The sequence below is a fragment of the Brevundimonas sp. genome (genome assembly GCF_046295075.1).
Classification (GTDB): Bacteria; Pseudomonadota; Alphaproteobacteria; order Caulobacterales; family Caulobacteraceae; genus Brevundimonas.
Genome location: NZ_JBKBOC010000008.1, coordinates 1 through 25602, shown reverse-complemented (window position 1 = coordinate 25602; position 25602 = coordinate 1). Strand labels below are relative to the sequence as shown.

22 protein-coding genes are annotated in these 25602 nt (G+C 67.4%); 8 read left to right on the top strand and 14 right to left on the bottom strand.

Going from position 1 to position 25602, the window contains the following annotated elements:
- Positions 1-29: 29 nt before the first annotated feature.
- From rbfA to ACK4MH_RS08335, 5 genes are all read right to left on the bottom strand, one after another.
- Positions 30-497 carry a 30S ribosome-binding factor RbfA gene (rbfA, locus tag ACK4MH_RS08355; protein WP_409716989.1) on the bottom strand — a complete coding sequence of 156 codons (468 nt, stop codon included), beginning with the start codon at positions 495-497 and terminating at the stop codon, positions 30-32.
- A gap of 65 nt (positions 498-562) precedes the next feature.
- Complete coding sequence (locus ACK4MH_RS08350) at positions 563-1249, bottom strand: DUF2459 domain-containing protein (RefSeq protein WP_409716987.1); 687 nt, start codon at positions 1247-1249, stop codon at positions 563-565.
- Entirely contained in the window at positions 1246-1785 is a 540-nt protein-coding gene (locus tag ACK4MH_RS08345; protein ID WP_409716985.1) for a hypothetical protein, read from the bottom strand. Before ACK4MH_RS08345 ends, ACK4MH_RS08350 begins: the two co-directional genes overlap by 4 nt.
- A gap of 55 nt (positions 1786-1840) precedes the next feature.
- Entirely contained in the window at positions 1841-2518 is a 678-nt protein-coding gene (locus ACK4MH_RS08340; protein WP_409716983.1) for a LolA family protein, read from the bottom strand.
- Positions 2519-2705: 187 nt separating this feature from the next.
- A complete protein-coding gene (locus tag ACK4MH_RS08335) occupies positions 2706-5111 on the bottom strand; it encodes a DNA translocase FtsK (protein WP_409716981.1) in 2406 nt (801 codons plus the stop codon).
- Between the two features lie 139 nt (positions 5112-5250).
- Here ACK4MH_RS08335 and ACK4MH_RS08330 point away from each other — a divergent pair, with 139 nt between their 5' ends.
- Positions 5251-6507, top strand: a complete 1257-nt coding sequence (locus ACK4MH_RS08330; protein ID WP_409716979.1) for a UbiH/UbiF/VisC/COQ6 family ubiquinone biosynthesis hydroxylase — start codon at positions 5251-5253, stop codon at positions 6505-6507.
- Here ACK4MH_RS08330 and ACK4MH_RS08325 read toward each other — a convergent pair.
- The 5 genes from ACK4MH_RS08325 to dapF form a co-directional block, all read right to left on the bottom strand.
- Entirely contained in the window at positions 6504-7319 is an 816-nt protein-coding gene (locus ACK4MH_RS08325) for a SirB1 family protein (protein WP_409716977.1), read from the bottom strand. The two genes, ACK4MH_RS08330 and ACK4MH_RS08325, sit on opposite strands and share 4 nt — an antisense overlap.
- A gap of 12 nt (positions 7320-7331) precedes the next feature.
- On the bottom strand, positions 7332-7745 hold the full coding sequence (locus tag ACK4MH_RS08320; protein ID WP_409716975.1) for a YraN family protein: 414 nt from the start codon (positions 7743-7745) through the stop codon (positions 7332-7334).
- Positions 7742-8614: a 16S rRNA (cytidine(1402)-2'-O)-methyltransferase gene (gene rsmI, locus ACK4MH_RS08315; protein WP_409716973.1), complete on the bottom strand. Its 873-nt coding sequence runs from the start codon at positions 8612-8614 to the stop codon at positions 7742-7744. The genes ACK4MH_RS08320 and rsmI overlap by 4 nt, the downstream gene beginning before the upstream one ends.
- A complete protein-coding gene (locus ACK4MH_RS08310; protein ID WP_409716972.1) occupies positions 8611-10941 on the bottom strand; it encodes an NADP-dependent malic enzyme in 2331 nt (776 codons plus the stop codon). Before ACK4MH_RS08310 ends, rsmI begins: the two co-directional genes overlap by 4 nt.
- Before the next feature lie 210 nt (positions 10942-11151).
- Positions 11152-11982, bottom strand: a complete 831-nt coding sequence (gene dapF / locus ACK4MH_RS08305) for a diaminopimelate epimerase (protein WP_409716970.1) — start codon at positions 11980-11982, stop codon at positions 11152-11154.
- Between the two features lie 40 nt (positions 11983-12022).
- Between dapF and ACK4MH_RS08300 the strand changes: the two genes are divergently transcribed.
- The 4 genes from ACK4MH_RS08300 (at position 12023) to ACK4MH_RS08285 (ending at position 18368) form a co-directional block, all read left to right on the top strand.
- Positions 12023-12817 carry a potassium channel family protein gene (locus ACK4MH_RS08300; protein WP_409716968.1) on the top strand — a complete coding sequence of 265 codons (795 nt, stop codon included), beginning with the start codon at positions 12023-12025 and terminating at the stop codon, positions 12815-12817.
- Positions 12818-12916: 99 nt separating this feature from the next.
- Entirely contained in the window at positions 12917-15097 is a 2181-nt protein-coding gene (locus ACK4MH_RS08295) for a prolyl oligopeptidase family serine peptidase (RefSeq protein ID WP_409716966.1), read from the top strand.
- A 150-nt stretch (positions 15098-15247) separates the two neighbouring features.
- Positions 15248-17470, top strand: a complete 2223-nt coding sequence (locus ACK4MH_RS08290; RefSeq protein WP_409716964.1) for a prolyl oligopeptidase family serine peptidase — start codon at positions 15248-15250, stop codon at positions 17468-17470.
- Between the two features lie 142 nt (positions 17471-17612).
- Positions 17613-18368, top strand: coding sequence for a DUF1223 domain-containing protein (locus tag ACK4MH_RS08285; RefSeq protein ID WP_409716962.1), 756 nt, complete (start codon positions 17613-17615; stop codon positions 18366-18368).
- 15 nt (positions 18369-18383) lie between these two features.
- Here ACK4MH_RS08285 and ACK4MH_RS08280 read toward each other — a convergent pair whose 3' ends face one another.
- From ACK4MH_RS08280 to glpK, 3 genes are all read right to left on the bottom strand, one after another.
- Positions 18384-19478, bottom strand: coding sequence for a non-reducing end alpha-L-arabinofuranosidase family hydrolase (locus tag ACK4MH_RS08280; RefSeq protein WP_409716960.1), 1095 nt, complete (start codon positions 19476-19478; stop codon positions 18384-18386).
- 75 nt (positions 19479-19553) lie between these two features.
- Entirely contained in the window at positions 19554-20645 is a 1092-nt protein-coding gene (locus ACK4MH_RS08275; RefSeq protein WP_409716958.1) for a phosphotransferase family protein, read from the bottom strand.
- A gap of 46 nt (positions 20646-20691) precedes the next feature.
- The gene (gene glpK, locus ACK4MH_RS08270; protein WP_409716956.1) at positions 20692-22221 is read right to left on the bottom strand and encodes a glycerol kinase GlpK; all 1530 of its coding nucleotides are present in this window, start codon (positions 22219-22221) and stop codon (positions 20692-20694) included.
- Between the two features lie 57 nt (positions 22222-22278).
- On the opposite strand from glpK, the gene ACK4MH_RS08265 reads away from it, so the two are divergent.
- The 3 genes from ACK4MH_RS08265 to ACK4MH_RS08255 all read left to right on the top strand — a co-directional run bounded on the left by ACK4MH_RS08265 (position 22279) and on the right by ACK4MH_RS08255 (position 25198).
- On the top strand, positions 22279-23259 hold the full coding sequence (locus tag ACK4MH_RS08265; protein ID WP_409716954.1) for a threonine/serine dehydratase: 981 nt from the start codon (positions 22279-22281) through the stop codon (positions 23257-23259).
- A gap of 61 nt (positions 23260-23320) precedes the next feature.
- Complete coding sequence (locus tag ACK4MH_RS08260; RefSeq protein ID WP_409716952.1) at positions 23321-23776, top strand: MaoC family dehydratase; 456 nt, start codon at positions 23321-23323, stop codon at positions 23774-23776.
- A 264-nt stretch (positions 23777-24040) separates the two neighbouring features.
- Positions 24041-25198 (top strand): OmpA family protein, encoded by a 1158-nt coding sequence (locus tag ACK4MH_RS08255; protein WP_409717194.1) that lies wholly within the window; start codon positions 24041-24043, stop codon positions 25196-25198.
- A gap of 138 nt (positions 25199-25336) precedes the next feature.
- On the opposite strand, the gene ACK4MH_RS08250 is transcribed toward ACK4MH_RS08255, so the two are convergent.
- A complete protein-coding gene (locus ACK4MH_RS08250; RefSeq protein WP_409716950.1) occupies positions 25337-25507 on the bottom strand; it encodes a hypothetical protein in 171 nt (56 codons plus the stop codon).
- Positions 25508-25602: the final 95 nt, after the last annotated feature.

Genomic DNA, 25602 nt, shown 5'->3' with positions numbered 1-25602 from the left:
CCTCCCCCGATGGGGGAGGATCGCGATCATCAGTCCTCGTCCCCTTCGTCGTCGCGGGCCGCCAGGTCGGCCTGGATGCGCGGATCGGCGAACAGCTTGTCCATGTGGTTGGCGGCGCCGAAACTCTCGTCGTGGCGGAACTTCAGGTCGGGCGTGAACTTCATGTCCAGCCGCCGGCCCAGCTGACCGCGGATGAACTTGGCGTGGACGTTCAGGGCCTTGATGATCTCGCTCTCATGGCCGTTGGTCGGCGCGGCCTCGACGCCGGCGCCCAGGGGCTCGACGAAACAGGTGGCGTGCTTCAGGTCCGGCGACAGGCGCACCTCGGTCACGGTGATGGATACGTCGGCCAGGGCCTCGTCGCGGATATCCTCCTCGCGCAGGATATCGACCAGGGCGTGACGGATCAGCTCGCCGGCGCGCAGTTGCCGCTGGCTGGGCGCTTTTCCTGCCGGGCTAGAGGTGGAGGAACTGCGGGTAAATTGTTTGTGGGCCATCGGCCTCTCCTTCTTGTTCGCCCGCCGGGGCTCGGACCCGGCCGGATAAGCGAAAGTCGGGCGGTCTAGTCTCGCGACGGGCTCATGTCCAGTTTTCGCTCCTGTTCGGCCGCCCTGACCGACCGCATCACCTCGGCCGAGGTGATCGACTGGACCGGGCGGATCGGAACCCCGCCGGCGTTCAGCACGTCCGCCGTCCAGTGGTTGCACAGATGCAGGATGGAGAAGGTCTCGCGGCTGGCGAAGAAGCGCGCATCGTCGCCGGGACGCGCCGTGGCGATGCGAGGCGCGCCGTCCGACAGGTCCAGCGACGCCTCCACGCGGGCGGCCAGTCGGTCGAACCGGGCGCGCGTCAGGATCAGGGTGGCGCTGTCTTCCCCATAGGTCAGGCGCGGATCGACGCTACGCGGGTCCAGCATCAGGACCGAACGGTTGCGGGGGTGCAGAAAGGCGCGCGCGCCGTCGGGCAGGCGATCCGAAATGGGGCTCTGATCGACATAGAATTTTGCATCGCCCCAACCGATCAGGATCCAGTCGCCGGGCGCCAGCCCTGCGGCGGCGCGCGCCAGTGGGCCGCCGCGTCGCACCAGCGCCTCGCGCGGCACAGCCAGATCGGTATGGAATCCGTTGTCGAGCACCTGAACGACAACGGTGTCCGGCGCGCCGGTGGGTGTCGCATCGCCCGGTTTCGTCCAGGTCAGAAGCGCCGCAACCGCCCCGATCAGGGCGGCCAGCAACAGCCCTCGCATCATCGGCTCAGGTCCAGAACGGCGCACAGCCGATCGTCGGGCGTCAGGGCGCCGGGCGGCGGTCCTTGCCGGACCGGCATCATGACGAAGCCGTCACGCCGCACCGCCAGCGCCAGCCAGCCGACGGGATGCCCCGCGCAAAGCCGGGTGTCTTCTTCCGCCGTCACACGTCGGATCTCGATCTGCGCCTGGGTCGGCACGGTCATGGCGTCGGCGAAGATCGTGGAGACGCTGGCCTGCTGATCCGCCGGGACCAGGCGATGCGGCTCGGACTTCAGCGTCCCGCCCGTGCCGGTCGAAAGCGCGCCGCCTTCGATCTGGACCACCAACGTCGATCCGGCCGTGGCGTATCGGCCGGCCAGCACCGCGTCCCCGACCTCGACTCGACCTGACGGGCGGGGCGGCGCGGGATCATCCGCCGGTTCGATCAGGCCATGCACCGCCGGCTCCACCACCAGCGCGCCGAGCATGAACAGGGCGAAGGCCCCGAAGCCGACCGCCACGATCCATTTCAGCGATGGCGGGGCGGTCGCGCTCATGCGGCCAGTCTAGAGGAACAGGGGTTGAGGAATGGTCACCTGCCCCTCAGGCCTTTTAGTTTCGGCCGGGACGACGCGTCGGGTCGGTCAGCTGGAACAGTCGCGCTGACAGGTTCGACGCCGGCTGCAACGCCGTCAGCTGGGTGCGGGTGCGCGCGCCTTGCGGATCGGTAATGGTCCATTCCTGCAGGCGCATCGGATTGCCGGCGAAGGCCAGGATCACCTGTCCGTCGTTCGGACGGTTGGCGTCGCGCGCGGTGATGGCGAAGGCGCCGGACGCCATTCGCGTCACGCGCTCGATGCGGACGCCCTGGTCCAGCCGGACGTTGCGCGCCAGGAAGGTGGACAGGGGCGTGCGGCCCAGCGGCACCTGCTGGAAGGTGTTCAGGCGGGGGTCGTAGCGTTTGACGTTATAGCCGTCCGACACCACCAGAAGACCTGCGGGGTTGGTGTATTCGAACCGCATCTTGCCGGGACGCTGCAGATAGAATCGCCCCTGACGGCTCTGGCCGTTGGGGCCAGTCTCGGTAAACGTGCCCTGCGCCGAGGTCAGGGCCTGAAGATAGCCCTGCGCTTGCTGAACCACGGCGCGGTCGGCCGCCGACAGGTTGGATTGGGCCTGGGCGGTGTCGAACACGCCCAGAGCGGCGAACCCGGTCAGAAGCCCTGCGCCCAGCAGCAGGCTGCGGCGCTGAAGGTCGGTCGGAGCGATGGCGAGCGTCTTGGAGGTCATGAAGTCCGTCTCCCGTTCGGGATGGTTGTCGATCCTGCCGTCTTGCCCGGTCGGCTTGGCGTCGGAATGACGCGAGCCTGACCATATTCCGGCGCTGCGATGAAGCCCTGTTCATCGAAATGCTGAAGCTTGGACACGATGGCGGGCCAGACAACGGCTCGCGAGCGCAGCCGTTCCTTGGCTTGGATCACACCATCGGCGGCGGGCCGGCCAGGACGTCGCGCTTGCCGGCGTGGTTGGCGGGGCTGACCACGCCTTCCTGTTCCATCCGCTCGATCAGGGAGGCGGCGCGGTTGTAGCCGATCTGTAGACGACGCTGGACGTAGCTGGTCGAGGCCTTGCGGTCGCGGGTGACGACGGCGACTGCGCGGTCATAGAGGTCGTCGCCAGAACCGCCGCCGCCTTCGTCCACAGCGCCGTCCCCGTCGCCGTCCGGCTCGTCGGTGATCAGGTCCAGATAGTCGGGCTCGGCCTGGGCCTTCAGGTGTTTGCAGACGTCCTCGACCTCCTTGTCGTCCACGAACGGGCCGTGCAGGCGGGTGATGCGACCGCCGCCGGCCATATAGAGCATGTCGCCCTGACCCAGCAGCTGCTCGCCGCCCTGTTCGCCCAGGATGGTGCGGCTGTCGATCTTGGACGTGACCTGGAAGGAGATCCGGGTCGGGAAGTTGGCCTTGATGGTGCCGGTGATGACGTCGACCGACGGCCGTTGGGTGGCCATGATCAGATGGATGCCGGCGGCGCGGGCCATCTGGGCCAGGCGTTGCACCGCGCCCTCGACGTCCTTGCCGGCGACCAGCATCAGGTCGGCCATCTCGTCCATGACCACGACGAGGAAGGGCAGGGGCTCGGGACGGATCTTCTCGGACTCGTAAACGGGGCGGCCCTGCTCGTCGAAGCCGGTTTGAACCGTGCGTTCGAAATGCTCGCCCTTGGCCTGGGCCTCGCGAGCACGCTCGTTGTACGAGGCGATATTGCGCACGCCCAGCTTGGACATGCGGCGATAGCGATCCTCCATCTCGCGCACCGTCCATTTCAGCGCGACGACGGCCTTCTTCGGATCGGTCACGACCGGCGCCAGCAGGTGCGGAATGCCGTCATAGACCGACAACTCCAGCATCTTGGGGTCGATCATGATGAAGCGGCACTCGGCCGGGCTGTGGCGATACAGGATCGACAGGATCATGGCGTTGACCCCGACCGACTTGCCCGAGCCGGTGGTGCCCGCGATCAGCAGGTGGGGCATGCGGGCCAGGTCGGCGACATAGGGCTCGCCGCCGATGGTCTCGCCCAGAGCAAGCGGCAGCAGGTGACTTTTCTTGTCGTATTCTGCGCTGGCCAGCAGGTCGCGCAGATAGACGGTCTCGCGCTTGGCGTTGGGCAGTTCTATGCCGATGGCGTTGCGCCCCTGGACTACCGAGATGCGGCAGGCGCGGGCGGACATCGACCGGGCGATGTCGTCGGACAGGGCCACCACGCGGCCGTGTTTCACGCCCGGCGCAGGGACCAGTTCGTACAGGGTGACGACCGGGCCGGGGCGGATCTGGTCGATCACGCCGCGCACCCCGAACTCCTGCAGGACGCCTTCCAGCATCTTGGCGTTCTGCTTCAGCGAATCCTCGTCGACCGCACCCACGCGCTGGGGGGGCTTGGTCAAGATGCCCAGCGGCGGCAGGTCGAAATCGCCCTCGGGACGCACGAAGTCGAACGCCTGCTGGTCCACGTCGTCCTTGCGGGCCTTGGGCGCCTTCACCGCAGCGACGCGCGGCTCGACAGGGCGGGCGGCAGACGGGCGCGGCGCGGGCTGGACGGCGTCGTCCTCCCAAGGCGGCAGGTCGTCATAGGCGGTCTGCGGCGCATCTGCAGGCGCGGCTTGTGAAGCCTCCTCGGGCGGGGGCGCGGCGCGGGGCGTGCGGGCCTTGGCCGGCGCCTTTTCGCGGGCAGACTGGGCCGTAGCGCGGGGTGCGGCGGCCGGGCGCAGAGACTTGCCCCAATGCAGGGCGTCGATGAAGTCCATGGCGCGCAGGCCGATGGCGAAACCGACCAGCCACAGTCCGACGATCAGGAAGATGACGCCGGCGATGATCCGACCGCCTGGAATATGCAGGGCGCCGATCCCGCGCGCCGCCAGACCCGTGACCGCATCGCCCCACAGGCCGCCGAGACCGGCCGCCAGAGGCCAGGCGGCGGGCGCGGCCAGAGCGGCCAAGGCGCTGGAAAGCAACAGCACCCCGCCGGTCGCGGCGAAAGCTTTCAGCGGCGAGGGCTTGAGCCTTTGCTGGATCGCATCGCCGACCGCGCGGGCAAGGCCGAAGGCGACCAGAAGCAGGGCGGCGGGCCAGGCGGCGAGGCCCAGCGACTGCATGAACAGATCGGCGAACAGGGCGCCGTTCGCCCCCAGCCAGTTGGTGGTCGGCAGGCTGGAGGCCGCGTTCAGACTGGCGTCCGCCGGATTCCACGACACCAGGGCGACCAGCAGCAGGGTCGCCAGCAAGGCCTGAAGCACCCCCCTGAACCGCACCACAAAGGGCGCGTCCCACAGGATGCGGGCGCTGATCCAGGCCTGACGGCTGATGGCGAGGGCGGTGGACATGGGAGGGCGAACCCTGACGACGAAAGGATACTCACCCCCTTCTCGCACCCCCAGGGTTAAGGGGCTGTTTACCAGCTTGGCCTTGGGGCGGACAAACCGCCCACTGGACCTTTGGCGTCGGCGGCGCGAAAAGCCTGTCATGGCCGATACCGAACGCTACGACATCGTCATTGCAGGCGCAGGCCTGACCGGGGCGGCGTTCGCCCTGGCGGCGGCGCAGGGCGGGTTGAAGGTCGTGATGGTCGATCCCCAACCGTTCAGCGCCCAGATGGCGCCGACGTTCGACGGGCGTTCGACGGCCGTGGCCTTTTCCACCTTCCGCATGCTGGACGCCCTGGGTCTGGGAGAGACCTTGCGTCCCCACGCCTGTCGGATGGACCATATTCTGGTGACGGACGGCAGGCGGCCCGGCGCCGCCAGCCGCAAGGCCTCGCCGGCCTTCCTGCGCTTCGACGCCGACGAGATCGGCGGCCGCACCGGGGGCGAACCGCTGGGATACATGGTTGAGAACCGCCGCATCCGCGTCGCCCTGGCCGAGGCCGTGACGCGGGCGGGGATCGAGGTGCGTGCGCCGGCCACCGTCGCCAGCGTCGAGACCGATGCGGGCAAGGCGACCGTGACCCTGGCCGACGGATCGACGCTGATCGCCCCGCTGGTCGTCGGCGCCGAGGGCCGGGGCTCGACCGTGCGCCGCGCTGCGGGAATCGAAACCGTCGGCTGGGGCTATGGCCAGAGCGGCGTGGTGGCCACGGTTCGGCTGGGCCGCGACCACGGCAATATCGCCCACGAATATTTCCTGCCCAGCGGCCCCTTCGCCATCCTGCCCCTGACCGATCAGCGCGCCAGCCTGGTCTGGACCGAGACGACGCGGCGGGGCGAGGCCTTGCGCGACGCTTCGGACGAAGCCTTCCACGCCCATCTAATGCGCCGCTTCGGCGAGTTTCTGGACGGGGCGACGGTCGAGGGGCCGCGCTTCGTTTATCCGCTGGCGCTCAGCCTGGCCGAGAAACTGGTCGCCCCGCGCATCGCCCTGATCGGAGACGCGGCGCATGGCGTCCACCCCGTCGCGGGCCAGGGGCTGAATATGGGGCTGAAGGACGCCGCCGCCCTGGCCGAGGTTCTGGCCGAGGCTGCGCGGCTGGGCGAAGACCTGGGCGCCGAGACGGTGCTGGAACGCTACGCCCGTTGGCGCCGGTTCGACAATGCGGCACTGGCGGCGGGCTTCGACGCCTTCGTGAGACTGTTCTCCAACGATATCGCGCCGGTGCGTCTGGCGCGCGACCTGGGCATGGCTGCGGTCAATCGGATCGGGCCGTTGCGCCGGGCTTTCATGCAGGAGGCGGGCGGGGCGACGGGCGATCTGCCCCGGCTGCTGCGCGGCGAGGCCGTGGTTTAGTTCAACTGCATCCGGACGCGTTCGAACGTCGTGAACCGCCGCGCCTCCTCGACTCCGTCCAGACCGTGGGCGCGCGACAAGGCCTGCAGCGAGCCGGCCAGCGCCCCCTGTTTCTCGCGCGCCGAGGCGACGTCGAGCCAGGGCCGGTGGTCTTCGGGGTCCAGCAGGGCGCGGCGCAGGGCCGAGCGTTCTGCGGCCTCATAGTCCCGGCCGCGAATGGCGCGGCTGAACAGCATGTTCTGCAACCGGATCAGGGATTGGCGATCCGTCACCGGGGCCATGAGGATGTCCAGTCGATCCGCGACGTGCGGCATCAGCCCGGCCCGAAGCGCCCGGCGGCTCAGTTCGCTGGGCAGGATCAGCCGTCCCTGGCTGAACGGGTCCAGAGCCACCGGCCCTTCCGGCGTCTCGACGCGGATCATGAAATGGCCGGGAAAGTCCACACCCGCCGCCGTGATCCCCGCCTCCCGCGCCGCATGCAGATAGAAGACGGCCAGGGCGGCGGACAGGCCGCGCCGCCGCTCGGCCACCGCGATGATGTCGGTGTTTCCGGGATGATCGAAATGGATCAGGTCGCCGTTCAGCCGAAGGTCCGCGCACAGGGTCTCGGACAGCGCCTCGTCGGGGCCTTCGCCGCCGATTCGTTCCTTCAATCGCTCGCAGGCGTTGCGGGCGAGGGCGCGCACGGGCTCGGGATCGCGCAAGGGCTGGTCGTGGATGGCGCAGGCGATCGCAGCCTCCAGCAGGGGGAAGGCGTCGTCCTCGGCCTGACCGGCCGCGGTCAGGATGGCCTCGGCCTCCTCGCGCGTCATGCGATCCCTTCGTCAGCGCCTTTCGACGCCGCGAAGATGACGCGGAACGCGCCACGGAGCCAGCGCCACCATATCAATTCTCAAATCCAGACGTTGCAGGCCGGGCCGATTGCGCCGGATCGCTTCGCCTGCTGCGATCAGCCGGTCGTGCTGGTCGGGTTTCAGCGCCAGCATCGCCGCCTCCATCGTCGCCCGGCGCTTGACCTCGACCACGGCCAGCACACGGCCGCGACAGACCAGCAGATCGATCTCGCCGGCCCGGCTCTTGAGCCGAAAGCCCAGGACGCGATAGCCACGCAGCATCAACCAAAGGGCCGCGATCCATTCGGCAGCGTGACCGGACTTGAACGCCGCCCCGCCCTTCGCCTGACGCCACGCCGCCTTGGGGCGACGGATCGGCGCTGGACGAGGCAGACGCGGGTTCACTTGCCCTTCAGCTCCAGCGCGCGGCGATAGAGGGTCTTGCGGTTCAACCCCAGGGCCTTGGCGACCTCCGAGGCGGCGTCGCCGGTCGACAGGGTCTGCAGGGCGTCGATCAGGGCGGCGTCCGCGTCGGCTTCGGTCGCCTGAACCTCTTCGCCGGGGCCGACGACCACGACGATTTCGCCCTTGGGACCGTCCAGGCGCGGATCGATGGCCAAATCGTCCAGCGTTCCGCGCACACACTCTTCATAGAGTTTGGTCAGTTCGCGGGCGACGGCGGCGGGGCGCGGCCCCAGCACGGCGGCCATGTCGGTCAGGCTGTCCTTCAGTCGCGGTCCGCTCTCGAAGAAGACCAGGGTCTGGCGCTGACCCTTCAACGCCTCCAGCGCGGCGGTGCGCCCGGCCGTCTTGGGCGGCAGGAAGCCCGTGAACAGCACCCGGTCGGCCGGCAGGCCGGCGATGCACAGGGCGGCCAACAGACTTGAGGCGCCGGGGATCGGATGGACGGGCAAGCCTTCGGCGATCACCGCGCGGGCGACGACGAAGCCGGGGTCGCTGACCAGAGGCGTGCCCGCGTCCGACACCAGGGCCACGACCTGCCCTTCGCGCAGGCGTTCGATGGCCTGTTCGGCGGCGCGGCCGGACGCATGGTCGTCGCAGCGTTCCAGCCTGGCCTTCAGCCCATAGGCCGCCAGCAGTTTGGCGGTGACGCGGGTGTCCTCGGCCAGCACCAGGTCGGCGGCGGCCAGTACGTCCAGCGCCCTCAGCGTCATGTCGCGCAGATTCCCGATCGGGGTGGCGACCAGATAGAGCCCTGGCTCCACCCGCCGGGGCGGCGGGGCGGCGGGTGGAAAGGGCGAAAGTTCGCTCAACGCTCGACCACGGCCGCCGGGGGACGCGGCGCCGAGGTCAGGCCCGACCCCTGGAAGGCGGGACCGGCGTCATAGGCGGCGAATGTGGCTGCCGTGATGATCTCGCTGACCGAGGCGCCCAGGGACACGATCTGCACCGGCTTCTCCAGCCCGACAAGCAGCGGGCCGATCACGGTCGCGCCGCCCAAAGCCTGGACCAGTTTGGTCGAGATGGCGGCCGAATGGATGGCGGGCATGACCAGGATGTTGGCGGGCTTGGTCAGGCGGTTGAAGGCGTAGGCGGGGTGACCCTTGGGATCCAGGGCGACCTCGGGCGGCATTTCGCCCTCGTATTCGAAATCGACGCCCTTCTTGTCCAGGATGCGGATCGCCTCGCGGACCTTTTCGGCGCGGTCGCCCGGCGGATTGCCGAAGGTGGAATAGGAAAGGAAGGCCACGCGCGGATTGCGGCCCAGCCTGCGCACCGTCTCGGCCGCCTTGACGGCGATGTCAGCCAGCTCTTCGGCGTTGGGCAGTTCGTGAATGGTGGTGTCGGCGACGAACAGGGTCCGGCCCTTGGCCAGCAGGATCGACAGGCCGATCAGGGTGTCCTCGACGTCCAGCACGCGCTGGACCTCCTTCAGCGCCATGTTGAAGTTGCGGGTCACGCCCGCGACCATGGCGTCGGCCCGGCCCTTGGCGACCAGGGTGGCGGCGAAATAGTTGCGGTCCTGGTTGATCATCCGCTGCACATCGCGGCGCAGATAGCCCCGGCGCTGCAGCTTTTCGTACAGCCAGTCGGTGTCCTCGACATTGTGGTCCGAGACGCGGGCGTTGATGATCTCGATGCCCAGTTCGTCGAAGTTCAGACCCGCCTCGGCGGCGTTCTGACGGATCAGATCCTCACGCCCGACCAGAAGCGGCGTGCCCAGGTCGGCCTGTTTGAAGCCCCAGGCGGCGCGGATGACGGCGGGTTCCTCGCCCTCGGCGAAGACGACGCGCTTGTTCGGCCCGCCGCGCACGGCCGAGCTGATCTTCTGCATCAGGGCGGCGGACGGATCGACGCGCGAACGCAGGGCGTTGCGATAGGCGTCCATGTCCTCGATCTGGACGCGGGCCACGCCGGTATCCATCGCCGCCTGGGCGATGAAGGGCGGGATGTACCAGATCAGGCGCGGATCGAACGGCGTCGGAATGATGTAGTCCGGACCGAACTTCAGCTTGCGCCCGCGATAGGCGGCGGCGACCTCGTCCGGCACGTCTTCGCGTGCAAGAGCCGCCAGGGCCTGGGCGCAGGCGATCTTCATCTCGTGGTTCACGCGGCGCGCCCGCACGTCCAGGGCGCCCCGGAACAGATACGGGAAGGCCAGGACATTGTTGACCTGGTTCACATAGTCCGAGCGGCCAGTGGCGATGATGGCGTCCGACCGCACCGACTGGACGTCTTCGGGCGTGATCTCGGGATCGGGGTTGGCCATGGCGAAGATGATCGGATTGGGGGCCATGGAGGCCACCATCTCCTTGGTGATCGCGCCCTTGGCGGACAGGCCCAGCACAACGTCGGCGCCGACCATGGCCTCGGCCAAGGTGCGCAGCGGCGTGTCGGTCGCGTGGGCGGCCTTCCACTGGTCCATGCCGTGTTCGCGACCCTGATAGACCACGCCGTCGCGGTCGCAGATGACGGTGTTCTCGGCCTTGACGCCCGCGGCCTTCATCAGGGCGATGGAGGACAGGCCCGCCGCCCCGGCGCCCGCCAGCACGACCTTGACCTCGTCCAGCTTCTTGCCCGCGACATGGCAGGCGTTGATCAGGCCGGCGGTCGAGATGATGGCGGTGCCGTGCTGGTCGTCATGGAAGACGGGAATGTCCAGCAGGTCCTGAAGCTCGCTTTCGATGACGAAACATTCCGGGGACTTGATGTCCTCCAGATTGATGCCGCCCCAGGTGTCGCCGATGTTCTTGACGACGGTGATGAACTCGTCCGGATCGGTGGTCTTCACCTCGACGTCGAAGCTGTCGACGTCGGCGAACCGCTTGAACAGGACCGACTTGCCTTCCATCACCGGCTTGGAGGCCATGTGGCCCAGATTGCCCAGGCCCAGGATGGCGGTCCCGTTCGAGATCACGGCGACCAGATTGCCCTTGGAGGTGTAGTCGTAGGCCTTATCGGCATCGGCGGCGATGGCCAGGACCGGCACGGCCACGCCCGGCGAATAGGCCAGCGACAGATCCCGTTGCGTCGCCATAGGCTTGGTCGGGGCCATGGAGATCTTGCCCGGCGTGGGGATGCGGTGGAAATCCAGGGCCTCTTGGTCGGAGAAGGTCTGTTTTTCGGTTTGATCGGGCATGACTTTGGGCGTTTCCGGGCGCGTCGTTTCTGATTGGCTCGTCTGTTCCTAAAGCGGCGGACGGTAAGGGACAACCGCAGACGGGCTATCGCGCCTTATCCCACAGTTTCGGGACGCGAAGGCTGTCAAACCCGAAGCCGTCGCCGACTCTGTGCGAAAAAGGTGACCCGACGGAACAGTCGTGTGCGGTTTTCCGCAAACGGCATGTTTTTAGATCGACAGCAGGCCCGTGCGCTCGATTTCGACCGGCCCCGTCATCAGCACATGATCGGTCTGCGCATCCCAGTCGATGACCAGTTCGCCGCCGTCCACGACCACGGTAGCCTTGCGGTCCGTCAGGCCTCGTCGGGCTGTCGCAACCAGGGCGGCGCAGGCGCCGGTGCCGCAGGCCTTGGTCAGGCCTGCCCCGCGCTCCCAGACCCGCAACCGGATGTGGTCGCGGTCCAGCACATTGGCGAAGCCGACATTGACCCCTTGCGGAAACAGCGGGTGATGCTCAACCAGCGAGCCTGATGCGGTGACGAACTCATCATCCTGACGGTCGGTGAAGAAGACGACGTGCGGATTGCCCATGGAGACGGCGCCGGGCGTGTGCAGGATCGGCGCGTCGATCGGCCCGACCTGAAGCTCGATCCCGCGCGTGTCCATCTCCTCGGCTAACGGCACCTGGGTCCAGTCGAGCCGGGGCTTGCCCATGTCCACGGTCACGCGGTGGTCGCCGGCGCGGGTCGCGATGGTCGGTCCGCCCGCCGTATCGATGACGACGCGATCCGCGCCGTTCGCCTGCATCAACAGCCAGCCGACGCAGCGCAGAGCGTTGCCGCAGGTCTCGACCATTGATCCGTCGGCGTTCCACACCCGCATGAAGGCGTCGGCCGTCGCGGAGGGTTCGATGGCGATCAGCTGGTCGAACCCTTCGCCCGTTTCACGGCCGCCCAGCGCGCGAATTTGCACCTCGGTGGGAGCGAACGGCTGTTCCAGCGCATTGACGACGACGAAGTCATTGCCGGCGCCGTTCATCTTGACGAAAGGACGGGTCATGCAGGCCATATAGGCGCATCCCTGCGTCCCGGAAACCAGCGTGTCCCATACCGAAACCGACCCCAAGGACGACGGCCTGCGGCTGAAGGCGCGGTTGCGTTATCTCTATCACGGCAGCCAGCCGGCGGCGGTGAAGTTCCGACTGATGGTGATCGCGGTGGACTTCGCCATTATCGCCTTCTTCCTGGCCTCGCCAATCCTGAAGAACATGGGCTGGGCCTTCTATGCGCTGGACTATCTGGTGGCGGCGACCCTGGCGGCCGATCTGGCGGCGCGGGCCTATGCCTATTCGGACATCAGGGACTGGCTGAAGCGGCCCATCGTCTGGCTGGACCTGTTCATCCTGGCGACGCTGCTGTTCCCCGCCTGGCTGTTCAACCTGGGCTTCCTGCGGATGCTGCGCCTTTGGACCCTGCTGAACTCGGACTTCTTCTGGCGCACCATCGGGGCCAAGTTTGACGACACCCGGGTCGAGGGCATCGTTCGGGCTTTGTCCAGCCTGGTCACGTTCGTCTTCGTCACGACGGGTTTCGTCTATGCGACCTTCCTGGGACATGACGGGATCGCGGGCTATATCGACGCCCTGTATTTCACCGTGGCGACCCTGACGACGACCGGGTTCGGCGACGTGACCTTGCCCGGATCGCTGGGCAAGCTGTTGTCCATCGCCATCATGCTGGTGGGCATCACCCTGTTCCTGCGTCTGGCCCAGGCCCTGATCAAGCCGCACAAGGTTCGCTATCCGTGCGAGCGTTGTGGCCTCCAGACGCACGACCCCGACGCCGTCCACTGCAAGGCCTGTGGAAACCTGCTCTGCATTCCCGACGAAGGCTGAGCCGAAAGGGTGGGCGGTGTGACAAAACGGTAAGGTCCCTCGACTTGCCGCGCGGGAAGGCGCCGCTAAGGTGCCGGCTTCGTTTTCCAGGGACTGTCCATGATCCGCTCTTCCGCCGTCGCGCTCGCGGCCCTTCTCGCCTCCACCAGCCTGACTTCGGTATCCATGGCCCAGACCCCTGCAGCTTCCCCCGCTCCTTCTCCCGCCCCCGGCGGCTTCGCGACCAGCGACGCGACCGATCCCTATCTGTGGCTGGAGGAGGTCGAGGGCGAGCGGGCGATGGAATGGGTCAAGGCCCATAACGACCGCACCTTCGCCGTGCTGCAGGGCGACGCCCGCTACGAGCCGCTGCACCAGCAGGCGCTGGAGATCGTCCAGGCCCAGGACCGCATCCCCTCGCCCGGCTTCACCCACGACGGCCATATCGACAACTTCTGGCAGGACGCCCAGCACGTGCGCGGCGTCTGGCGCCGGACCACGCTGGACAGCTATCGCACTGCGACGCCGGAATGGCAGACCATCCTGGACATTGACGCCCTGGCAGCGGCCGAGGGCCAGAACTGGGTCTACAAGGGCGCGACCTGCCTGGCGCCCGAAGAACGCTACTGCCTGCTCAGCCTGTCAAACGGCGGCAAGGACGCGGTGACCCTGCGCGAGTTCGACAGCGTCGAGCGCAAGTTCGTCGAGGGCGGCATCGTCCTGCCGGAATCCAAGGGCGGCGCGTCGTGGATCGACAAGGACACCCTGCTGATCTCGCGCGACTTCGGCCCCGGCACCCTGACCGACTCGGGCTATCCGATGGTGGTCAAGCGCCTGAAGCGCGGTCAGGGCCTGGATCAGGCCGAGACCCTGTTCACGGGCAAGCCGACGGACGTCTCGGTGTCCGGCTACACGCTGCGTGACGCCGACGGGGTGGTGAAGGCGACCCTGATCAACCGGTCGGTGGACTTCTATTCGTCCGAGACCTGGCGCCTGACCGACGACGGCGCCCTGACCCAGCTTCAGCTGCCGGCCAAGTCCGACATCACCGGTCTGGTGGACGGGCGGTTGCTGGTGTCGCTGAAACAGGACTGGACCGCGCCGTCGGGCCAGGATTTCAAGACGGGCGACCTGATCGCCTGGCCGCTGGAGGCCTGGCTGGCCGACCAGGCGACCCCGGCCCAACTGGTGCTGCGCCCGACCGAGCGCCAAGCGATCGAAGGCGTCAACGTCACGCGCAACCGTCTGGTCGTGGCCCTGTACGACAATGTGCGCGGTTCTGTGCGGGTCTATACGCCCGGTGAAGGTGAATGGGCGCACACGATTCTGGACTTGCCGCAGAACGTCTCGGTCGGCATCGGCTCGGCCTCCGAGAAGGACGACAAGGTCTTCGTCAGCGTCACCGGCTATCTGAACCCGTCCAGCCTGTGGCTGGCCGACGCCGCGACCGGCGCGGTCGATCAGGTCAAGTCCATGCCGGCCAAGTTCGACGCCGCCGGCATGACGGTGGACCAGCACGAGGCCCGCTCGGCCGACGGGACGATGATCCCCTATTTCGTGGTCCATAAGGCGGACATGCCGCTGGACGGGTCGAACCCGACCCTGCTGTACGGCTATGGCGGGTTCGAAAGCTCGCTGCTGCCGGGCTATTCGGCGACGGTCGGCAAGCTGTGGCTTGAGCGCGGCGGGGTCTATGTCATCGCCAATACGCGCGGCGGCGGCGAGTTCGGCCCGCGCTGGCACGAGGCGGCTCTGCAGCAGAACCGCCAGCGCGCACACGAGGACTTCCAGGCCGTGGCCCTGGACCTGACCCAGCGCAACATCACCAGCCAGCCCAAGCTGGGCATCATGGGCGGCTCTCAAGGGGGGCTGTTCATGGGGGCGATGCTGACCCAGCGGCCGGACCTGATCAACGCCGCCGTCATCCAGGTGCCCCTGTTCGACATGCTGCGCTTCCACAAGCTGCTGGCCGGCGCCTCGTGGATCGGCGAATACGGCAACCCGGACATCCCCGAGCAGCGTGCCTGGATCGAGCAATATTCGCCCTATCAGAACCTGCGCGCCGGCCAGCCCTACCCGGAAGTCTTCATCCACACCTCGACCAAGGACGACCGCGTTCATCCGGGCCATGCCCGCAAGGCGGCGGCGCGTCTGGAGGAGCTGGGCTATCCGGTCCTGTTCTACGAGAACGTCGACGGCGGCCACGCGGCCGGGGCGAACCTGCGCGAGACCGCGCGCCGCCTGGCGCTGGAATACACCTATCTGTCGCGCCGCCTGATGGACACGCCGGCGCAGGAATAGGCCTTATTCCGGTCATCCCCGCGAAAGCAGGGACCCAGTGCTTTCGCAAGGTTCGGCGGCTGGGATTGCGTTCACTACGACACGGGCGACGCCGAACGCCCAAAGGTCTGGATCCCCGCTTTCGCGGGGATGAGCGGAAAGTTCAAAAGCATGCGTCACCTGATCCTGTCCGCCGCCATTCCGGCCCTTCTGATGGGGGCTACGCCCGTGCTCGCACAGACCGCGACGGCTCCGGCGTCGACCGCCGAGCGGGCGCCTCCGCCCCACTTCCCCCGCGACCTGACCCCGGCAGGCGTCGCAGCCGCCGACGACCATCTGGCGCTGGAGCAGGTGGATGGGGCGCAGGCCATGGCCTTCGTCGCCGAGGAGAACCGCAAGTCCCTCGCCGTCCTGACCGGCGACCCGCGCTACGAGACCTTCCGGGCGGAGGCCGAAGCCATCCTGACCGCAACCGACCGCATCCCCTCGCCCAGCTTCCTGGGCGAGGGCGTCGGCAACTTCTGGCAGGACGCGACCAACCCCAAGGGCGTCTGGCGCCGGACCTCGCTGGACAGCTACCGCACCGCCACGCCCCAGTGGGAGACCCTGCTCGACATCGACGCCCTGTCCAAGGCCGAAGGCAAGGACTGGGTGTTCAAGGGCGCCGACTGCCTGGCGCCCGACGAGACCCGCTGCCTGATCAACCTGTCCGACGGCGGCAAGGACGCGGTGGTGGTGCGCGAGTTCGACCTGACGACCAAGCGCTTCGTGGACGACGGGTTCAACCTGCCCGAGGGCAAGCACCGCATCGAATGGCTGGCCCGCGACACGCTTCTGGTCGCCACCGATTTCGGCGCGGGGACCATGACCGAGTCCGGTTATCCCTTCATCGTCAAAACGCTGAAGCGCGGCCAGACCCTGGCCCAGGCGACCGAGGTCTATCGCGGCGAACAGGGTGACGGCGGCTATGGCGTCAGCCCGGCCGTCTATCGCGACAAGGATGGGAAGGTCACGGCCGTCATCATCACCCGCCCGCTGGACACCTTCCGGTCGGAAACGTGGTGGTTGAAGGACGGGCGCCCGGTGCGCCTTCACATCCCGAGCCGCGTGACGCTGTACGGGATGCTCAATCAGTCCCTGGTTTTCGTTTTGGATGAGGACTGGAATGGGTCCATCAAGTCCTTCAAGGCGGGAACGTTGGTCGCGCCGCCGCTCAATGGCCTGGAGATCGACAATCCCCACCTTGTTTTCGGCAACATGCAGGTGGAGGCGTTTGCGCCAGATCAGCGGCAGTCGGTGGCGGATGTCGCCGTTCTGGATGATCGGCTGGTCGTTGCGCTGAACGACAACGTCAGGGGCCGTCTAATCACCCTCAGACCGCATGGCGAACAGCCCTATAGGCTTGTCGAGTTGGCTGTGCCGACGAACAGCGCCGTCGGCTTAGGCGACAGATCCAAGTCACGAGGAGAGGTCTTTGTTTCGAGCCAAGGATTCCTGACACCGCCGGCGCTCAGCCTGTTATCGGCCAGCCTTGCCGCGCCCTTGGACAACGGCGCGCTCGCTCTGACCACGCTGAAGTCGGCACCGGCCAAGTTCGACGCCTCGCGCGACGTGACCGAGCAGTACGAGGCCACCTCGACCGACGGGACCAAGATCCCCTATTTCATCACCCGTCCGCGCGACATGAAGCTGGACGGGTCGAACCCGACCATCATGCTGGGCTACGGCGGTTTCCAGGTCAGTCTGAACCCGGCTTACAAGCCCGAGATGGGCAAGCTTTGGCTGGAGCGGGGCGGGGTCTTCGTCCAGGCCAACATCCGTGGCGGCGGCGAGTTCGGTCCCGACTGGCACCAGGCGGCGCTGGACGGAAACCGCCAGAAGGCCTTCGACGACTTCGCCGCCGTGGCGCGCGACCTGGAACAGCGCGGCGTCACCAGCCCGCGTCGCCTGGGCATCTACGGCCGCTCGAACGGCGGGGTTCTGACCAGCGTGTCGATCACCCAGCATCCCGAACTGTTCAATGCGGCGGTGATCGAGAGCCCGCTGGTGGACATGCTGCGCTATCACGAGTTGCCGGCCGGAGCCTCGTGGATCGGCGAATACGGCGACCCGCGCATCCCGGAAGAAGCCGCCTGGATCGCGAAATATTCCGCCTATCAGCAACTGCGGCCCGACGTGACCTATCCGAGCGTCTATCTGACCACCAACACGCGGGACGACCGCGTCCATCCCGGTCATGCGCGCAAGTTCGCCGCCCGCCTGGGCGACCAGGGTCACGATCATCTCTATTACGAGGACACGGCCGGCGGTCACTCCAACGACGCCGATCCGGTGGCCAACGCTCGCCGCTGGGCGCGCCACTATGTCTATCTGTCGCAACAGCTGATGGACTGAGAGCTTTTTCTTTTGGGCTACCGCGCTTGGCGCTGCTTGAGCCCGTCCTTGTTTGGGCTTTCGCGCTCCGCGCGCGGCTTGAGCCCGTGGGTCACGCGATTATGAGGCGCGGCGGCGGGTCGCGGGGACTAAGAACGACGGCATGAACACCAAGGGCTGGATCATCGCGGGCACGGTCATGGCGGGCGCCCTGCTGTCCGTCGCCTCGGCGGCCCAGCCGGCTGCCGGCCGTCCGCCGCTCGCGCCGCGTCACGCTACAGCCGACGGCCCGCCGGTGGTGGTCGAACTGTTCACCGCCCAAGGCTGCGGCGGCTGTGTCGAGGCCAATGCGGCGGTCGAGAAGGCGGCGGCCCAGCCCGGCGTCATCGCCCTGACCTATGGCGTCGACTACTGGGACTATCTGGGCTGGACTGACACCTTCGCCCGCCCGGAGTTCGTTCAGCGCCAGCGCGCCTATCGCGCCGCCCTGCGCCAACGCGGCGTCTCGACGCCTCAGGTGGTGATCGACGGCCGTCGTCAGGTCTCGGGCGCCCGCAGCCTCGAACTTGAAACCGCCATCGACCAGGAAGCCGTGCGTCAGGTCTGGCCGCCCCAGATCGAGTTTCGCGAGACCGGGAACGGCGTCGGCGTCGGCTCCGGCCGCGCGCCCGTCGGCGGCGCCGAGGTCGTGGCGGTGACCTATACGCCCGGTCCCCAGGTGGTCGAGGTCCGACAGGGCGAGAACCGCGGCCAGGCCGTGCGGCACATGAACGTCGTGCGCGGCGTGACCCGCCTGGGCGAATGGCGCGGCCGCCCCATGCTCTACACCCTGCCCCCCGCCCGTCCCGGCGAGGCGGTGGCGGTGCTGGTCCAAGGCAAGACCGACAAACGCATCCTGGGCGCCGCCGTCAGGGACTGAAGATCGGGCGCTGTCTTATGGGGACGCAGGGCACAGAGCGCTGACGGGATTGGGTCCGGTCGCCGTCAGCAGGCCGAGGCGATAGGGCAGGTCGATATAGGCCGTGTCGGGCGCATGCAGCTCCAGGCCCTGATAGAGAAACTGAAGCGGCTGGCAGGGATCGATCGTCAGGGTCTGATCATAACCGCTGCGGACCAGCTCGCCGTGCGATACGCCCTGAGACCAGGCCCTGCCATCGAAGACGACATTGTCCGACCCGGCGAAGGAATTCGAGGGACTGCCCGCCAGCAGACGCCAGTCGCCATCCAGCCGATCGCTGGTCCAGGCGCGGAAGTAGCGTCCCTGGGGTCCGATAGCCTCGACCAGGGTCAGGTAGGTGTTCGTGCCGGCCAGTCTGTAGTGCATGCTGGCTTCGAAGATGTCGTCTCGAGGCCCGGTCATGACGCGGCGTGTGTCGGAAAATCCGGCCGGAAACTGCTGGATCGAGGTCCGTGAGCGGAACAGGTTGCCGTGGTCGTCGGTGTTGAACAGATAGCAGGACGCCTCGTCGCAGATGACCCAGAAGTCGAGCCAGGCTTCCTGGCCCGTGGCGGCCTTGATGATGTCCGGGGCCTGGTCGAAAAAGGGTGTCGGTGCGCTCCAGGATGACGGATCACTGATCGTCGCGGTCGTGGAATAGACGGGCGGACCGCTCTGATAGACCATATACCAGAGCTTCTGAGGCGCGAAGTAGAACACCTGCGGGGCGGCTCTGTAACCGGGCCCGATCCCCGACTGTTTCAGATCGACGATGGTGGCAGTCGACGCCTGCGACCACTCGGTGAAATGGGTATAGGCCATGTGCCAGCCCTCGGCCCCGACCGAGGTCATGAAGACATGATACTCGCCGTCGACACGGACGATCGAGGGGTCCTTGAGCGCCGAATATCCGTTTCCGTCACCGGCCCTTGGCGCGATGACCTGGGCGGAGGAGCGCCAGTGGAACCGGGACAGCGACGTCCCGTCTTCGACCGACTGCGCTGTCGTGGGGTCGGATTTGACGACGACGACCAAGGCCAGCGCGGCGGCGAGCGCCCAGGTCCATCGACGTCTTGTCGGCAGCGCGATCATCGCCTTGTGTCCTGTGAAAAGCAGCAGATGACGCCCGGCGTATCGACGGAATGCGTTTGGGTCAAAGCCGCCGCGCTAGGCTCCGGCCTTCTTCGCGAAACCCCAGGCCGCGTCGCTGAGCGGGCCGACTTGCGCGGCCATGGTCTTGGCGTGGGCGCTGGCGGCGGTGCCGTCGCGGACGCGGCCGGCGATGCCCTGGCAGATGGCCGCCAGACGGAACAGGTTGTAGGCGTAGAGCCACTCCAGATTGGCGGGCCGCATCCCCGTCGCCGCAGCGTAGCGTTCGACCGTCTCCTCGACGGACGGAATGCCCAAGGCCTCCAGATCGGCGCCGGCGAGGCCGTTGCGCAGGCTGGCCGGAATGGCCCAGGCGATCAGCAGGTAGGAGAAGTCGGCCATCGGATCACCCAGGGTCGACAGCTCCCAGTCCAATACGGCGCGAACCTGGGCCTGGTCGGGCGTCAGGATCATGTTGTCGAGGCGGAAGTCGCCGTGGACGATGCGGCTTGGTCCCTCGGGCGGCAGGCTGTCGGGCAGGAAGGCGATCAGCCGGTCCATGGCGGCGACGGGTTCGGTCTCCGAGGCGCGATACTGTTTAGTCCAGCGGCCGACCTGGCGCGCGAAATAATTGCCGGCCTTGCCATAGTCGGCCAGGCCGATGGCGGCGGGGTCGAAGGCGTGAAGCCGGGCCAGGGCGTCGGTCTGGGCATGGTAGATGGCACGGCGTTCGTCGGGGGTCAGGCCAGGCAGTTTCAGGTCCCAGAGGATGCGGCCCTCGACCTTGTCCATCACATAGAAGATCGAGCCTATGACGGCCTCGTCCAGACAGAGCGCATGGGGCTTGGCCACCGGGAAGCCCTGGGCGGCCAGGGCGGAGATGACCTGGAACTCCCGGTCCACGGCGTGGGCGCTGGGCAGAAGAACGCCGGGCGGCTTGCGACGCAGCACATAGGCGGCGCCCGGCGTGACCAGCTCGTAGGTCGGGTTGGACTGGCCGCCCTTGAACTGGCGCACCGTCAGCGGGCCGGCGTAGCCCGCGACATGGGCGGTCATCCAGGCGTCCAGCGCGGCCTCGTCCAGCCGGTAGCGGGGATCGACCTCGCGCGTGCCGGAAAAGGCGGTCTGGGCGTCCAGAGTGGGGGCGTCGAGTGAAGAGGCGTCGGTCATGGGCGGCCCAGTCAGGTCTTTTGGGGTTTCCTACGCCGCCCGCGTCTTACGCCCGGTCCGGCGCGGCGATGATGGCGGCCTTCACCGCGCGACGCCAGCCGGAAAGCAGACGCTCGCGTTCCTCTGTCTTCATGCGCGGCTTCCAGCAGGCGGGGGCCTCGGCGGGGCGGGCCTCCAGATCGGGCAGCAGGCCGACGCCCAGGGCCGCCAGACGCGCGGCGCCCAGGGCGGTCATCTCCTGGAAGGCCGGGCGTTCGACCTCGACCTCGCAGATGTCGGCGACGAACTGCATGGCGAAACTGTTGGCGGTGACGCCGCCGTCCACCTTCAGCGTCTTCAGCGGCGGGGCGCCGTCCTGGGCCAGGGCGTCGAGCAGATCCCGCGTCTGGTAGGCCAGGGCTTCCAGCGCGGCGCGGACGAAATGGGCCGGGCCGGAATCCCGCGTCAGCCCGACGACGGTTCCCCGCGCCTCCGGCTCCCACCACGGCGCGCCCAGGCCCGTAAAGCCGGGCACCATATAGACCCCGCCGTTGTCGGGCAGTTCCTGCGCCATCGCCTCGGACTGGCGCGATTCCGAGATCAGCCCGACCCCGTCCCTCAGCCACTGGATCGCCGACCCGGCCGAGAAGATCGACCCCTCCAGGGCATAGGCCGTCTCGCCGTCGGCCCGGTATCCCAGCGTGCCCAGCAGCCGCCGCGTCGAGGCCACCGGCTCGGCTCCGACATTGGCGACCAGAAAGGCGCCGGTGCCATAGGTAATCTTGGCGTCGCCGGCCTTCAGCGCGCCGTGTCCGACAAGGGCCGCCTGCTGATCACCCGCCGAACCGGCGATGGGCAGGGCGCGGCCGAACAGCGCCGGATCGGTCTCCCCGATGACGCCCGCGCAAGGGACGATGACGGGCAGGGCCTCGCTCGGCACGCCGAACAGGGCGCACAGGTCGTCGCGCCATTCGACCGTCTTCAGGTCCATCAGGGCGGTGCGGGACGCATTGGTCGCATCGGTGGCGTGGACGCGACCGCCGGTCAGTTTCCAGATCAGCCAGGCGTCGATGGTGCCCAGTTTGACCTCGCCCTTGGCCGCCCGCTCGCGCGATCCCGGCACGGCGTCCAGCAGCCAGGCGAATTTCGTCGCCGAGAAATAGGGGTCGAGGATCAGGCCTGTCGCCGCCTGGACCATGGGCTCATGACCCTCGGCGGTCAGGCGGGCGGTGACGTCGGCGGTGCGGCGATCCTGCCAGACGATGGCGCGGTGCAGGGGCTCGCCGGTCGATGCATCCCAGATCACCGCCGTCTCGCGCTGGTTGGTGATGCCTATGGCGGCGAAACGGGCGACGCCGCCGGCCTTTCGCACCACTTCGCGGCAGGTCTGAAGGGTCGCGGTCCAGATCTCGGCGGCGTCGTGCTCGACCCAGCCAGATTTGGGAAAATGCTGGGCCAGCTCGATCTGGCTAACCGCGATCGGACGCAGATCCTGATGCCTTTCGCCTGCCGCGCTTCGCGCTGCTTGAGGCGCGACCTCGAAGGCGATGGCGCGGGTCGAGGTCGTGCCCTGGTCGATGGCGAGTATGAGGCTCAAGACGTTTCTCCCTTGAACGCCTTACGCGGCGCTCAGACCTTGAGTTAAGGGGAGCATATGACGACGCATCTGCCCAGCTATGAAGGCGTCCTCGACGCCGCCCGTCAGATCGACGGCGTCGCCGTCCGCACGCCGCTGCTCGAAAGCCCTGCCCTGAACGCCGTCGTCGGCGGTCGGGTCCTGATGAAGGCGGAAAACCTGCAACGGGCCGGGGCCTTCAAGTTTCGCGGCGCCTATAACCGCATCAGCCGGTTGACGGATGAGGAAAAGGCGCGCGGCGTCGTCGCCTTCTCGTCCGGCAACCATGCGCAGGGGGTGGCCGCCGCCGCCGCCATGGTCGGCACGCCTGCGATCATCGTCATGCCGTCGGACTCACCCCAGGTGAAGGTCGAGGGGGTGATCGGCTTTGGCGGCGGGGTGCGGTTGTACGACCGCTGGACAGAAAGCCGCGAAGAGATCGGTGCCGCCATCGCCGCCGAGCGCGGCTCGATCCTGGTTCCGCCGTTCGATGATGCCTTCATCATCGAGGGGCAGGGGACGACGGCGCTGGAGATGCTGGATCAGGCCGATATGCCGTTCGACCAGCTCTTGTGCGGCGCCTCGGGCGGCGGCTTGATGGCAGGGGTCAATCTGGTCATGGCCGAACGCAGCCCTTCGACGCGGGTGTTTGTGGTCGAGCCCGAAGCCTTCGATGACACGGCGCGGTCTATGGCGGCTGGCGAGCGTGTCGGGCATCCACAAGGCACGCCCTCCATCTGCGACGCCCTGATGTCGCCGATGCCGGGCGTCCTGACCTGGCCGATCAACCGCCGGCTGACCGGAGCGATCACGGTCGCGGACGCCGAGGTGGCCGAGGCGATGCGCTTCGCCTTCCGCCATTTGAAGCTGGTCATCGAGCCCGGCGGCGCGGTTTCTCTGGCCGCCCTGTTAGCCGGAAAGATCGGAACGGAAGGGCTGACGACGGCGATCATCCTGTCGGGGGGCAATGTCGATCCGACCCTGTACGCCGAGATCATCGAAGGTCGGTTTGGCGTCTGAGGACTTTCCTTCGTCGCGTCGGTCGGCCAACCTCGCCTCAAAGCAAGAGAGGGTGGACGCCATGACCAGGGCCAGCGAACTTCAGGGACTGATCGGCCAGGAGGTCGGGGTGTCGAAATGGTTCGACGTCACCCAGGCCCGGATCGACGCCTTCGCCGACTGCACCGAGGATCATCAGTTCATCCACGTCGATCCAGAAGCCGCCAAAGCCACGCCGTTCGGCGGAACCATCGCCCACGGCTTCCTCACGCTGAGCCTTGCTTCAGCCATGAGCTATGACGCGGTCGCGCCGCTGGACGGGGTGCTGATGGGCGTCAACTACGGCTTCGACAGGTTGAGATTTCTCGCGCCAGTTCCTGCTGGATCACGCATTCGAGGCCGGTTCAAGCTGTTGTCGGCCGAAGACAAGGGCAGCGGTCGCTTGCTGTTGAAGCATGAGCTGACCGTGGAGATCGAAGGCGGCGATAAACCGGCCCTGATCGCCGAATGGCTTGGGATGCAAGTCGTGGCGGATTGATCTGTCAGTGGATGACTTGGCGTCGAATACTCGGAAGAGTTGGCTGAAGCGCCTTTTTGAGATTGTGACGTCCTCCGGGTCGGAAGTTAACCAAAGATCGACAGGGCGATAAATTTAGCTGTAACATCAACGCCACGGTAGGCTGCTCAGGGCCTGGTTCTGTCACGTTTCCGCCTCGACCTTCTAAAGCAAGGCTGGTAAGACCCGCTTAGGCGGTAGACCCGCCCCTACTATAACTGAGGCGGAGGGCCACCCCCTATGCGTATGAAGACTTTCGTGCTGGCGTCCAGCGCAGCGGCCGCCTTGGCCCTGTCGGCTGGTGCTGCGTCGGCAGAACCCAACGGCTGGTACGGCGCCATCGACGCCGGCTACCACATGATCGACGACATCAACGCCGAGTCGTCCACGACTGGCGCGTCGTGGAACTATGAAGTGAACGACGGCTGGGCGGCGTTCGCCCGTCTCGGCTATCGCTTCAACCCCAACTGGCGCGTTGAGCTCGAAGGCGGCTACCGCTCGGGCGACATCGGCAAGGTCCGTGCCGTTTCCGGTACGCAAGGCCTCTGCAACCTGACCCCGGCGACGGGCGGCTGCTTCTCTCCCGAAGGCGACATCGAGTCGGCGACTTTGATGGCCAATGTCATTTATGACTTTGGCTTCGAATATTGGGGCGTCCGTCCCTTCGTCGGTCTGGGCGCTGGTGTGAACCGCGTCAACACCGACACGGTCGGCGCTCTGCGCGCCAACCGCGGCGCGACCTTCGCTGCTGACGACAGCTCGACCAAGTTCGCCGCTCAGGCGATCGCCGGTCTGGCTTGGGCCATTAGCGACCGCGCCAACATCGACCTGACCTACCGCTATCTGACGGGCGATGCTTCGTTCGACTCGAGGACGGTCGGCACGGGCGTCGGCGCCACGCAGTTCGGCGAATGGGACGGCGACTACGATCAGTCGCACACCGTGACGCTGGGTCTGCGCTACAGCTTCGGTGCGGAAGAAATGGCTCCCCCGCCGCCTCCGCCGCCGCCCCCGCCCCCGCCGCCTCCTCCGCCCCCGCCGCCCCCGGCGCCGGTCGCTCAGACCCCGGTCGCTCGCCAGTTCGTCGTCTACTTCGACTGGGATCGTTCGGACCTGACGGCGGAAGCTCGCTCGGTCGTCACCCAAGCCGCCAACTACGCCAAGTCGGGTCGTCCGACGCGCGTCGTGATCGTCGGCTACACCGACACCTCGGGTTCGGCCGCCTATAACCTGGGTCTGTCCAACCGCCGTTCGCGCACCGTCGCGGACTCGCTGGTTGCTGCAGGCGTCAACGGCGGCGTCATCGCCCTCGACGGCAAGGGCGAAACCAACCTGGCCAAGCCGACCGCCGACGGTGTGCGTGAACCGCTCAACCGCCGCGCGACCATCGACATCAACTTCTAAGACCTCTGAGGGGTCGACCCGGACTTATCTCCGGGTCGATCTTCGGATTTTGAAGTCGTCGAAAGACAGAACGCCGCTTCCGAAAGGAGGCGGCGTTTTTTCTGTGCCGTAGAAGTCTTCAGGATTATGGGAGCGGGGTCAGTCTGCAGATGCGTGCGAGACGGTTGCCTGCGGCATGATGATCGGTTTGGATTCGCCCAAAAGCGCCTGGCCAGCGCCGATGACGAAGGTCGCCGTCAGGACGGCGCTGATCACCGCGATGGCGGTCAGCTTCAGGCCGTGCCCGAACTCCCGATCCTCAGGCGTCACTGCGTCCTTCCCATGATCCGATGACATCGAGAACCATGGTGTGCGATTGCGCGCAAATCACGAAGCCTGTGATTGAACAAAGAAAGGGCGGCGCC